General features: G+C 45.3%; 10 protein-coding genes and 1 tRNA gene. 4 read left to right on the forward strand and 7 right to left on the reverse strand.

Annotated features, from left to right (window positions below; genetic code table 11):
• Positions 1 to 124 precede the first annotated feature (124 nt).
• Together JO154_RS02460 and JO154_RS02465 are read left to right on the forward strand one after the other, a co-directional pair.
• Positions 125 to 700 (forward strand): Crp/Fnr family transcriptional regulator, encoded by a 576-nt coding sequence (locus tag JO154_RS02460; protein WP_291941546.1) that lies wholly within the window; start codon positions 125 to 127, stop codon positions 698 to 700.
• A 63-nt stretch (positions 701 to 763) separates the two neighbouring features.
• Positions 764 to 1,723, forward strand: a complete 960-nt coding sequence (locus JO154_RS02465; protein WP_291941548.1) for an NAD-dependent epimerase/dehydratase family protein — start codon at positions 764 to 766, stop codon at positions 1,721 to 1,723.
• 208 nt (positions 1,724 to 1,931) lie between these two features.
• Here JO154_RS02465 and JO154_RS02470 read toward each other — a convergent pair.
• Positions 1,932 to 2,015: transfer RNA gene (locus tag JO154_RS02470), tRNA-Leu, on the reverse strand.
• Between the two features lie 96 nt (positions 2,016 to 2,111).
• Here JO154_RS02470 and JO154_RS02475 point away from each other — a divergent pair.
• Positions 2,112 to 3,326, forward strand: a complete 1,215-nt coding sequence (locus tag JO154_RS02475; RefSeq protein WP_291941549.1) for an NAD(P)-dependent oxidoreductase — start codon at positions 2,112 to 2,114, stop codon at positions 3,324 to 3,326.
• Here the strand turns inward: JO154_RS02475 and JO154_RS02480 are convergent.
• From JO154_RS02480 to JO154_RS02495, 4 genes are all read right to left on the reverse strand, one after another.
• On the reverse strand, positions 3,321 to 4,040 hold the full coding sequence (locus tag JO154_RS02480) for a methyltransferase (RefSeq protein ID WP_291941550.1): 720 nt from the start codon (positions 4,038 to 4,040) through the stop codon (positions 3,321 to 3,323). The two genes, JO154_RS02475 and JO154_RS02480, sit on opposite strands and share 6 nt — an antisense overlap.
• A gap of 3 nt (positions 4,041 to 4,043) precedes the next feature.
• Positions 4,044 to 6,167: an alpha-L-fucosidase gene (locus JO154_RS02485; protein ID WP_291941552.1), complete on the reverse strand. Its 2,124-nt coding sequence runs from the start codon at positions 6,165 to 6,167 to the stop codon at positions 4,044 to 4,046.
• 113 nt (positions 6,168 to 6,280) lie between these two features.
• Positions 6,281 to 7,285 carry a tRNA (adenosine(37)-N6)-threonylcarbamoyltransferase complex transferase subunit TsaD gene (gene tsaD / locus JO154_RS02490; protein WP_291941553.1) on the reverse strand — a complete coding sequence of 335 codons (1,005 nt, stop codon included), beginning with the start codon at positions 7,283 to 7,285 and terminating at the stop codon, positions 6,281 to 6,283.
• An 18-nt stretch (positions 7,286 to 7,303) separates the two neighbouring features.
• Positions 7,304 to 8,557 carry an ABC transporter permease gene (locus JO154_RS02495; RefSeq protein WP_291941554.1) on the reverse strand — a complete coding sequence of 418 codons (1,254 nt, stop codon included), beginning with the start codon at positions 8,555 to 8,557 and terminating at the stop codon, positions 7,304 to 7,306.
• Positions 8,558 to 8,661: 104 nt separating this feature from the next.
• On the opposite strand from JO154_RS02495, the gene JO154_RS02500 reads away from it, so the two are divergent.
• Positions 8,662 to 10,245 carry a peptide chain release factor 3 gene (locus JO154_RS02500; protein WP_291941555.1) on the forward strand — a complete coding sequence of 528 codons (1,584 nt, stop codon included), beginning with the start codon at positions 8,662 to 8,664 and terminating at the stop codon, positions 10,243 to 10,245.
• Positions 10,246 to 10,544: 299 nt separating this feature from the next.
• On the opposite strand, the gene JO154_RS02505 is transcribed toward JO154_RS02500, so the two are convergent.
• Positions 10,545 to 11,030 carry a DUF6265 family protein gene (locus JO154_RS02505; protein WP_291941556.1) on the reverse strand — a complete coding sequence of 162 codons (486 nt, stop codon included), beginning with the start codon at positions 11,028 to 11,030 and terminating at the stop codon, positions 10,545 to 10,547.
• A complete protein-coding gene (locus JO154_RS02510; RefSeq protein ID WP_291941558.1) occupies positions 11,002 to 12,924 on the reverse strand; it encodes a menaquinone biosynthesis decarboxylase in 1,923 nt (640 codons plus the stop codon). Before JO154_RS02510 ends, JO154_RS02505 begins: the two co-directional genes overlap by 29 nt.
• Between the last annotated feature and the right edge of the window lie 19 nt (positions 12,925 to 12,943).

The raw sequence follows: 12,943 nt of genomic DNA on the forward strand, positions 1-12,943 counted from the left end.
AAGATCACTGCTCCTCCACTATTTTAAGATATTCACACCAGGAGACTACTACAAGGACGATCCTTTGGCTTCAATTTTCAAAAGATCCGGACAAAATCACCACCCTTTATTTTACCTTTGTATTATGCACGATCAACTTATCCATCTTATTAGACAAAACGTAGCGCTTTCTGATGTAGAAAAGGATATGTGTGTGCAATTCTTCGAACCAGTGTTGTACCCCAAGAATCGTATTATTGAAGAAGAAGGGAAAATCCCTTGTTATCTGTATTTTGTTGTTTCGGGGTTCGTACGTCTATTCCATTACAACGACAAAGGTGAAGAGGTAACAACACACATCAATTGTCCCCCCGGATTTATTACTTCCTACTCCAATTTTGTGAGTCAAAGCAAGTCGGACGAAAATCTGGAGTGTATTACAGCTTGTGAACTATTAAGAATTACAAAACCAGACCTCGATTTGTTGATCCAACAAAGCCCGGCTTTTAAAGATTTCAGTTTGTTGGTGTTTCAGCAAGCCTTAACTTATAATGAAAAGCGTTCCAAAGAGCTGGCTACGCTTAGTGCTGAACAACGCTACCTGAAATTGATGAATGAACATCCCGATGTTCTTCAGCATGTTCCGATGCAATACATTGCTTCATTTCTCGGTATGAACCCTAAAAGTTTAAGTCGTATCCGCAAACAGATTATTAGGTAACATTTGTGAAGTGTTTTTGAATGCGCAAGGCTGACCTTTGGCTTGTCATTTAAAATCATTGGAATGGAACAGAAAAACTTAGCACTGGTTTCCGGTGCCAACGGACATTTAGGTAATAATTTAGTCCGATTACTACTAAAAAAAGGTATCCCTGTACGGGCATCCGTACGTAACATCAAAAACAAAACACCCTTCGACGGTTTGAACTGCGAGGTTGTACAGGCTGATATTACAGACAAGGCTTCTTTTATAAGATCCCTGCAAGGCGTGGATACATTTTATGCTGTAGGCGCTGCTTTCAAATTATGGGCTAAGGATCCCAAAAAGGAAATCTACGATGTGAACATAGAGGGAACACGAAATACAATCGAGGCTGCCGCGGAAGCAGGTGTAAAGAGGATAGTCTATGTCAGCTCCATTGCAGCGTTAAACTATACTACACTGCCCACAAAAGAAAGCAACGGCTACAATCCTGACCGTAGAGATATGTATTACAATTCCAAGAATGATGGTGAACAACTGGCTTTCGCAATGGCAAAAAAATTGGGAATAGAATTGGTATCCGTTATGCCGGGAGCGATGATTGGCAGTGAAGCATTTCTTCCTCTTAATGTCTCTTATGGTGTATTGAAACTGATTTTGAATAAACAAATTCCGATGGATACCAAAATCACGTTGAACTGGATTGATGTTAAGGATGTGGCTGAAGGCTGTTACCTCGCAGCAATAAAAGGGCGTTCAGGAGAACGCTATATTCTTGCCAACGAAAAATGTATGACCATTACAGATACCACCAGACTGGCTCAAAAACTATATCCCGAACTGAAACTCAAAGTACCCGGATCAGTACCTAAATTTATGTTGTATGCCATTGCCGGATTGATGGAATTTTCTGCAAAGCTAAGTGGGAAAGCCCCGGTACTCACTACAAAAGATATTGCAATGTTTTCTGGCCTACAACAGGACTTTGATATTTCCAAGTCAAGAAACGAGTTAGGTTTTAATCCCAAAAATACGGAGTAGGCTTTGACAGAAGCGTTGGCCTACCTTATGCGTAATAACTCGGATTTGATCCGGCAGTAGGATAAATGCTTAGGCAGATGGAATGAGGTACTTTTGAAATCTGGCTCTTTAATATGCTGTCAACTTGTTTGTATGCATATCTATATATACAAGCTCGTAAAATAGAAAAGGCCCTCTTCCGAGAGCCTTTTCCTTGTGGTAGTTTCTGTGCCCAGAACAGGAATCGAACCTGCACTCCGTTGCCGAAACAAGATTTTGAGTCTAGCGCGTCTACCAATTCCGCCATCTGGGCAATTGCCTTTCGCAATGCGTTCCCGCGTTAACGGGATGCAAATGTAGATATTAATTTGAAATAAACAAATATTTATTTTTTTTCGTAAATTATAAGATGGAAAAGACGCTTCACATTGGTCTCATAAGGGAAGAAAAAATACCGCACGATAACCGCGCTGCCTTCACTCCCAAACAATGCCAGTGGATCATGCACCACTACCCTCACGTAATGGTACATGCCCAACCCTCTCCGCATCGCTGCTTTAAAGATGAAGAATACGCTAAAGCCGGCGTGTCTATTACAGAAGATCTCAGCGCATGCAGCCTCCTCTTAGGCATCAAAGAAGTGCCTCCTCCATTCCTCATCCCCAATAAAACATATCTCTTCTTCAGCCATACCAAAAAGAAACAACCACATAACCGTAAAATGCTGCAAGCCATCTTGCAAAAAAATATCCGCCTGATAGATTACGAATGCCTCGTCCACCCCGATGGACAACGAATCCTCGGCTTCGGCTTCTTCGCGGGCGTAGTAGGCGCCCACAACGGCCTAATGGCCTACGGCCATAAAACCGGCACCTTCAAATTGAAGCCTGTACACCAATGCCACGATTTCCAAGAACTCATCACCCACTATTTCGGTGTGAAATTACCACCTCTAAAAATCGTTGTCACCGGCTCCGGACGCGTAGCCGCCGGCATCCTGGAAATAATGGGACTCCTTGGTATTAAATACCTCCCACCAGAAGAATACCTCATGAACCAATATAACTATCCCGTATATACGCAGTTGAAAGCAGGTGAACTATATCTTCGCAAAGGTGAGAAAACTTATAGTCGCGCCGATTTCCACGCACACCCGGAAATGTACGACTGCCGCTTCCTCCCCTATGTTACCGTGAGCGATATCCTCATGAACGGTATCTACTGGGATCAGAATATACCCCGATTATTCACTGCCAACGACCTGAAAAAAGATAACTTCCACATCCAAGTGATCGCAGATATCACAGACGATACCAATGGCTCCGTCCCCTCCAATCTCGGCGATAGCACCATCGAAGATCCCGTCTACGGCGTCAATAAACAAACCAATACCCGCACCGAACCATACCTACAAGATACCGTCGATATGATGTGTGTCAGCAATCTCCCCAATGAATTACCCCGGGATGCTTCCCAATATTTCGGAGATCAACTGATGAAATATGTCTTTGAAGAATTATTGAAAGATAACAGCGAAATGCTGCTGAATGCTACCATTACGCAAAATAGACAGCTAACTGCGAAATTCAGCTATCTGCAAGATTATGTGGAGGATGTACTATAACTTCAAGTAATAAGGCTGTAATAAGGCTATAAATGCCGTTGTATAGTTGTTGTGGGCATCTCGTATATCCAACTCCTGCACCAACATGGGTTTCGACTCACGAGAAAAGATACCCACACTCCGAAAATATCCATGACGCACGCTTTGCTTCACCTGCAAATGCGTTCCTAAATGATAACCGGCCTGCTCGGCTAGTTCCCGGAAAATAATAAACTCCTGATAAGGCAACAATACAGAAAATGCGCCATCCCGTGTTAAATGCGCATCAATGGCTTGTATTAACGCGCCATAGCCCAAATTCGTTGCATGCATAGCTTGATCTTTCTGCGCATGCCCACTCTTTAATGCCACTTCATAAAACGGCGGATTCGTAATCACAAAATCATATAATGCACTGGGCTGCAACTCCCGTACATCGGCTTCCAGTAAGGATAATCTATCTCCCCATGGAGATGCCGCGAAATTCTCTCTCGCCTGCCTCGCCGCTCCTGCATCCAACTCTACGGCGGTAATAGCCGCCGGATGCGCCTGCGCCAACATCAGACTAAGCAAACCCGTACCAGCACCTATGTCCAGAATAGTGCGCACATGTGTTGCTCCCTGGAGGTACTGCGCGGTGAAAGCCCCTTGTATACAGGCGTCTGTACAGACTTTCATGGCGCAGTGCTCCTGGTGCACAATAAATTGCTTAAACTGAAAAAATGTATTGGCCATACCCTATTTTGCCCGCAAAGATAGGGAGAGATTAGGCATTCTCATGTTCCGATGCGGAGATACTGCTTTGGCATCCTGAATGGTAATATGCTGTACCGCTGCATCCTTGCGGATTTCCACGGGCAATACCTGCTCATACAACTGCTGTGAAATATTCTTATTAATAGCCCATTGCAACTCCTTCGCAAAACGTGTGTATAATTTCACGACTATCTGATTCACACCTGGCTTCAAGCGCAGTAATACTACTTCCGATTGAGTAGTTCCCCTATCAGGATGATTATGAATAACCTGCTCCTCTCCATTCACATACACCTGTATACCATCCCCACTGGTAAAGCCTATCAGGTATTCGCCACCTTTCGTTGATGTAATTTCCTGCATTACATACCAGTTGGTATGCCTACCTCCTGCTAACGTTTGCACCTGATCATTCCGCCACTCCGGATGCTGTATCCATGCAGTATCCTTACCCGCCCATGCGGCGGCAGGACGAATATTATGAAGATCGCCAGCACTCCCGCCAATACCGCCACGATACGGTCCAGCCACATACATAGACCCAAATTTCAACTGCTGAAAATCGTTCTTCAATGCAATCGTTTTACCACCAACCAACAAGATCTCTTGCGACTGACCATTCAGCGTAAACGCCAACGTACGGCCTTTCTCTGCATCGCTGTATCTCGCTACTACCTGCTTAGGTTTCGATGATACAAACGCCCAAGTATCTCCTACCGCACTGCGATAATAACTTTCATAATCAATGCCGGAAAAACTATACAAGGGAGTAGCATTCCCACGATCCAGCAAAGATGGCTGCGATAATAAATGCACTGGCTGAATATCCAGTGTTCCTTCATAACTCAATGCGATCACGGGTATATGTGCCTGCTGCAGCACTCCTGATGGCAGTTGTATACGCACGCCACCATTCACCGCTGTAACATTTGCAGCTAAAGGACCTGCTGCCCCGAGTTCTTGTACTGCCGTAATTTTATTTTTCAATCCAGGCAGAAAAATCGAATTTCCTACCGGTTGTTGTAATAGAGAGAGATAAATTTTACCCGGTTTGGCAGTCACTTCTCCCCAAGCAAAAGTGGTGTCAAATGGATTTGGAGATGCGCTGTAAATGGCTTCCCCATTGCGTTCCAGCCATTGACCATTCAATATCAATACTTCTTTTTCAAAATCTACTACAGACCCATCCCCACGTGGCCCAATATTCAACAGGTAATTACCTCCCCTACTCACTACTTTTATCAGCCCACGGAGTTTCTCATCTGCTTTATCTTCGGCCTTGCCATGCTTTTGCCAAGAGCGGTAACCCCAGGTTTCATCATATACAGACGCTGGCGTTTGCCATGGTGAGGCAATGGCATAGTCGGGATACTGGTTGTCTCCCATTACACAAAAATCTCCGGCATCATTTCCTAACCTACCACTCACCATACATCCAGGCTGCAGCTCATGCACCAAACTCGCTAAATCCCTACTCTGCTGCGCGGTCAATGATCCCATGTCAAACCAAATCTCAGACACCGGTCCGTAGTTAGTCATCAATTCCCTTACCTGTTGCAGGTTATAGGCATGATGCTCCGGCGTAATCGGATCACTATTACTGCTACTGATAGGATACGCTTGCGGGAAATGCCAGTCGATCAACGAAAAATACATCCCGAATTTCAACCCATGACGCCTACAAGCATCCGATAATTCCTTCAATACGTCCCGCTTAAACGGTGTCGCATCTACAACATTATAATCCGTAAAGGCGGAATGAAACATACAAAAGCCATCATGGTGCTTGGAAGTCATCACAACAGATTTCATCCCAGCCGCTTTTGCCAACAGTACAATAGAATCAGCATTCCAATAGGTTGGGTTAAACCTTTTAGCTACATCTCCGTATACATCACTGTAAATGCCGGCATGCGACTGTATCTGCTCACTATAACCACGAGTAACTGGCTTACCTTCCCAAACACCTCCCAGCGTGCTATAGATCGCACCCCAGTGAATAAACATGGAATATTTCTGGTTCTTCCAGTCTGTCAGGGCATCATGCTGCTGTGCCCTAGCCGATAATCCGCCCAGGAGCAGTAACCCCATAACAAGTTTCTTCATAATGTACCAAGTTGACGTTATGAAAACAATATAGTGCTAAATCGTTAAAGTAGTATTATTTATTACGCCTTCGGCAGACACGTACTTGGCTGGCCTACGTATACCCATAAGGGTTAGAACGCGGCCCTAGCCGTAGGAACGGCATCCAGTCCAGCAAACTCCCCTGCGAGGTATTTGTAATAAGCAGTAATGGCAATCATACCAGCATTATCCGTACAGTATTCAAATTTGGGAATGAAAGTGCGCCAGTTGTATTTGTTGCCATAGGCTTCCAACGCGTTTCTCAGGCCACTATTGGCACTCACGCCACCAGCTATCGCGATATCACGGATACCGGTTTCCTGCGCGGCCTTTACCACCTTGTTCAACAAAATACTCACAATCCGCTGCTGTATAGACGCACAGATATCTGCCAGATGCTTCTCTATAAATTGAGGATCCTGCTGCTGGTTCTCCTGTATAAAATAAAGGATGGCAGTTTTAAGGCCGGAGAAACTGAAATTCAACTCCGGTATTTTTGGTTCAGGGAATTTAAATCTATTGGGATCGCCTTCTTTGGCGTATTTATCTATTAATGGCCCACCAGGATAAGGAAGTCCCAGCAGCTTGGCACTCTTATCGAACGCCTCTCCGGCTGCATCATCCAGCGTTTCGCCGATTACCCGCATGTTCAACGGACTCTCACACAATACAATCTGGGTATGACCTCCGGAAACTGTTAAACAGAGAAAAGGAAAATCCGGCTTGGGATCGTCAATGAAATTGGCCAGTACATGGGCCTGCATATGATGCACACCTATCAACGGAATATTCAAGGCCATCGCCAATGATTTGGCAAAACAACTGCCTACTAGCAAAGAGCCTATCAAGCCCGGCGACTGCGTAAAGGCAATAGCACTCAGCTCTTCCTTCTTTACACCCGCCTTTTGCAGGGCAATATCCACCACCGGTACGATGTTCTCCTGGTGCGCGCGGGATGCCAGCTCCGGTACCACGCCGCCATATTCTTCATGTACTTTCTGGTTGGCTATCTGATTGGATAATATCTTACCATCTACCAATACTGCCGCTCCTGTATCATCACATGATGATTCTATTGCTAATATTTTCACTGACATAAGCGGCAAATTTACGAATTAATTGCTTCTTATGGCAACCACCGGATCGAGCTTACTAGCGGTATAAGCTGGAATAAACCCAGAAATCATCCCCACCATGGCGGATATCACCAGCCCCAATACCACATTACCCACTGTCAGAATCACCTGGAAACTAGTGAAGTTACTGATCAAAGTAGCTACCAGCAACACTAACAGCAATCCAATGATCCCTCCCATCAAACAAAGAGATATCGCTTCCAACAAGAATTCTAGTAATATGATTCCCCTTTTAGCGCCTATGGCCTTTTTAAGACCTATGATATTTGTTCTTTCCTTCACGGTCACAAACATGATATTGGCTATTCCAAAACCTCCTACCAACAGGGCGAAAAAGGCAATAAACCCTCCTCCCAAATTAATCCCCGCAAACATGGCGGTTAAGTTCTGATTGGTAGTAGTAATCTCATTCAAGGCAAAATCATCTTCCTGCGTAGGACGCAAACGGTGCGCTGCCCGCATCACGCCTTTCAGTTCATCTTTCAACTGCTCCAATGTCACTCCCTGCTTCGCTTTTACGAGGATATAAGTATTCCCGTTCCGACGCTCATCAATCAACGTGCGCCCAAATTTATACGGAACAATGACTGCATTATCGTAATTGGCCACACCTACCATACTCTCCCCTTTTTTCTTCATCACACCAATCACCTTCACATCCCGGCCCAATATTTTCACCGTTTTGCCCAAAGCAGCCTCCGCCGAACCAAAAAGTCCATCCCAAATGGTAGCTCCCAAAATAGCTACATTGGCGCCACTATTACTCTCTGCATTGGCAAAATAACGACCATCCATGATCTGTAACTGCTGAATCTGGTTAAAATCCTGACTCACATTGACCATAGACACACCATCCATATAATCATCCCCATACTCTACTTTCTTCCCGCCTACATCAAATCCAAAAGCACTAAATCCCGCTCCCTGCACCTTGTCTTCCACCAATTTCAGCTCTTTATATTCAGGCTCCGGACGGTTCATATATTTCCACCAGGCGTACTCACCACCGCCTCCCCAGGGCCATTTCTGGACATAAATCACATCTTCCCCCAGTTCATTTAAACTGCTCCTGATGTTGGTTTCAAGACTGCCAGTAAGGGTATAAACGAATATTATACAGAATATGCCGATTGTAATGCCCAATAATGACAAGAAGGTCCGCAGCTTGTTTACCCGCAGCTCCTGCATTGCCATTTTCAGACTGTTCCATAAAATTTTCAGGGTAGCGATCATATTTCAAATTTAATGGATTTATTTACAGTATCACCTCCGGTGAACACGAAATATAGCCGGATAAAAAATTTAGTTACCTTTGCTGCCATTTTTCGGACAATTATATGAAGTACGTTAACGAGATCAATAAAAGAAAATCCTTTGCCATCATCGCGCACCCGGATGCCGGTAAAACCACCCTGACGGAGAAATTCCTCCTGTTCGGCGGTGCCATCCAGACTGCCGGTGCGGTGAAATCCAATAAAATTAAAAAACATACTACCTCCGACTTCATGGAGATAGAAAGGCAGAGAGGTATCTCCGTTGCCACTTCGGTAATGACCTTCGAATACCGCGATACTCTCGTCAATCTCCTGGATACGCCTGGTCACAAGGACTTCGCTGAAGATACCTACCGCACCCTCACCGCAGTGGATAGCGTAGTATTGGTAATCGACTGCGTAAAAGGGGTGGAAACCCAGACGGAAAGACTGATGGAAGTATGCCGTATGCGCGATACCCCAGTGATCATCTTCGTGAATAAAATGGACCGCGATGGTAAAAACCCATTCGATCTGTTGGATGAACTGGAAGAAAAACTGAGCATCCGCGTTCGCCCACTCAGTTGGCCTATCAACGGCGGTAAAGACTTCAAAGGGGTGTACAACCTCTACGACAAAAGTCTCGTAAACTTCCTCCCCAACAAAAAAGCAACCGACGAAGATGTTGTGCCACTCGCCGATCTGAGCGATAAATACGTGGATGAACACTTCAGCACTAAAGATGCCGCCCAACTCCGCAACGATGTGGAACTGATTGAAGGCGTGTACGATACATTTGATACAGCCGCTTACCTAGATGGTAAACTGGCCCCTGTATTCTTTGGTAGCGCGGTAAATAACTTCGGGGTGAAAGATCTCCTCGATACTTTCGTGGAAATTGCGCCTACTCCTCGCAATCGTATGAGCAGCACCCGCGAAATCGATGTGCATGAAGACAAGTTCAGTGGCTTTATCTTCAAAATCCATGCGAACCTGGATCCACGCCACCGCGATCGTATCGCATTCCTCCGCGTTTGCTCCGGTAAATTTGAAAGAAATAAATTCTATAAACACGTTCGTCTGGATAAAGACGTTCGTTTTAGCAACCCATACAGCTTCCTCGCCCGCGAGAAAAACATCGTGGATGATGCCTTCCCAGGCGATGTGGTAGGTCTGTTCGATACGGGTAACTTTAAAATCGGAGATACCCTCACAGAAGGGGAGAAATTCTACATCACCGGTATCCCTAGCTTCTCTCCAGAACTCTTTAAAGAACTGGTCAACAAGGATCCAATGAAAACCAAACAACTGGAAAAAGGTATCCGCCAGTTAACAGATGAAGGGGTGGCACAGCTCTTCACCCAACACGGCGGTAACCGTAAAATTATCGGTTGCGTAGGTGATCTCCAGTTCGAAGTTATCCAGTACCGTCTCCTCCAAGAATACGGCGCTGCCTGCGAATTCAATACCTTGCCTTTCTATAAGGCTTGCTGGATCACTGGCCCTAAAAATAAAGTGGAAGATTTCATCCGCTTTAAATCTTCCAACATCGTGGAAGATAAAGATGGACATCTGGTTTACCTAGCGCAATCAGAATGGTATCTGAATACGGAAAGAACCAATAATCCAGATATTCAATTCAATTTCACTTCGGAAATTCATAAATAATATCTTTTATAAACGAGAGAGGGTCGACAGCTTCGCTGTCGACCCTCTCTCGTTTATGCTATTTCGTGAAGTTCCAGCCCGCTGGGCTGGAACTTCACAGGCCTGCACACCTTTGGGTTATACCCCGGTTCTCAACTTTTCCCGCCGTGCGAGCAAAAACATCAAAACACCATCAATTAACCTCCTGTCCCTTTGCCATTCCCGCCATCGGGCTCAAATAACAAAACATAATCAGTTAAACTCCGGCCTTTATCCTTTCCCCCCCTCCGGGCGGGAAAGGATAAGAAAGAAAAACTCCACTATTTGTTAAACTTAAAAATATACTCTTCAATCGTCCCATCCCTAGTCCCCTGCACCCTGGCCTCCAACACTTTCGCAGACGAAAAACGATATGTCACTTTCTGCGGAAAATCATTATGCAAATCTTCCGCCACAAATCCAATAGCCTTCAGCACCCGCAGTTTGAGCTTAATAGGCGCAAACGTCTGTCTGCCGGCATAATCCGGGATAAAGTACATAGCATCTCCTTGTCGGACAACATGTATAGTTTGTTGCAGAGAACTATCTCCTTCGGCTATACGCCAAGTTTTCCCGATCCAGGATGAATCATTCAGTTTCTGCCACTGCTCTACCACCGAGCCCCTTTTGGTATTCATCGTCCAGGTGCCGGCGAGTTTATCCAGGAATTTGAAATCAGCGATATTAGCTTGTGCAGCACTGCTGACAGCAGTGCCAACTATCAAGAGGAGCATGCAACTACAGCTCCACAACAGCTTCTTCACCATAAATCTGATGTTTATATTTCAGGGATGGAGATGCAATGAATGGCCCAACGTTCAGTTCATTCCACTTCGCATCAATTTTGGCAATAGTAGCATCATCTGCTACAATGATATTTGGCCAATCACGCTCAAACCCATCCAACACTTTGTTTTTCAGGGTACCATCCATACCAATACCACCAATATATTTACCTGGCTGCTGGGATGGCTGGTGGATGATAAAGCTGTCGCGTTTAGGGTCCAGATTATTGCAGAAGCGCCATAAAGCGGATGGCAAGTCCATCACATCTACCGTATGCTCTACAAACAATATCATTTTGATGCCGGCAAAGGCAGGCAGGGTATACAGTTGCTCAGTGAGCTCTTTCACATGGAATGGCCGTGTCTTCTCAATAGCTACCAGCAAACAAGATATATCCATGGCCAACAACTGGCTATTGATGGCCTTAATTTCTGGGAACTGTTGCATGATAGCTTTGGCATCAACAGTAGTTGGGGAAGACACCTGTAAATATGCACTGTCGATTTCCTCTTCATATTTGCGCGTACCGTCTATGCACATTTTCCCGCCAAAGCCCATCTTAGAGCAGGAATGATCCAATACATCCATCGGACCCTGACTCAGGTAAATATCTGTAGCAGGATTGAGATTGCGGAAAACGTATTGCGCCAGTTTCTTATAATCCGTAATGGTTTCACCTTGATCGGCTACCACCAAAATTTTGTTGAACATCATCTGGCCCGCGCCCCACATGGCATTCATCACCTTCTGCGCCTGACCTGGATAATCTTTATGAATCTGTGAAATCACGAGGTTATGGAAAACGCCTTCCACTGGCATGTCCATATCAATGATCTCCGGCACTAATGTCATTTTTATCGGCGCCAGGAAAATACGTTCTGTAGCCTTTCCGATCCAAGCGTCCTCCTGTGGAGGGATACCTACTATCGTAGACGGATATACGGCGTCTTTACGATGCGTGATAGCGGTTACATGAAAACGTGGATACCAATCGGCCAGGGAATAATACCCAGTATGATCCCCGAAAGGCCCCTCCCAGATGAGTTCTTCTGCTGGGTCTACATATCCTTCAATCACGAAATCCGCATCTGCTGGCACTTCTATTTCTGGCTGAGTGATACAGCGTACCAGCTCCACCTTCTTCTTACGAAGGAAACCGGCCAGCATGTATTCGTCCACATTTTCTGGCAGTGGAGCAGTAGCGGAATAAGTATATGCAGGGTCTCCTCCGAGGATAACGGCAACGGGCATACGTTTATTCAGCTTCTTGTACTCCATGAAATGTTTGGCAGATACCTTGTGCTTATGCCAGTGCATACCGGTCATATCTTTTTCGAAGATCTGCATACGGTACATACCCACGTTTCTGCTGCCAGTATTAGGATCCTTGGTATGGATAACTGGCAGGGTAATGAACGGACCGCCATCTTTAGGCCAGCATTTCATCACAGGGAGCTTGCTGAGGTCAGGCGTAGTCATCACTACTTCCTGGCAAGCGCCTTTACCACTCACTACTTTCGGCATCCAAGAGGCAAATTGCCCCAGTTTAGGGAGCAATGCCAGTTTATCAAGAATGCTTTCCTTCGGTTTGGAAAGCATTTTAAAGAGTCCTTCTATTTCTTTTGCTACATCGTCCAGCTCCTGCACGCCCAAGGCCATGCACATACGCTTATAGCTGCCCATGGAATTGATGAGCACCGGGAAGTCGTACCCCGTATTTTCGAAAAGCAATGCTTTTCCTCCGTCAGGAGATTTACTAATCCTGTCTGTTACTTCTGCGATTTCCAGTTCAGGGTTCACATATGTCTTAATCCGAACCAGTTCCCCTGCCTGCTCCAGTGTATCTATAAAATGCCTGAGATTTTTATATGCCATGTTCCTAACAAATTCCCAC

Origin of the sequence: Chitinophaga sp. (assembly GCF_019236475.1) — a bacterium.
GTDB lineage: Bacteria > Bacteroidota > Bacteroidia > Chitinophagales > Chitinophagaceae > Chitinophaga.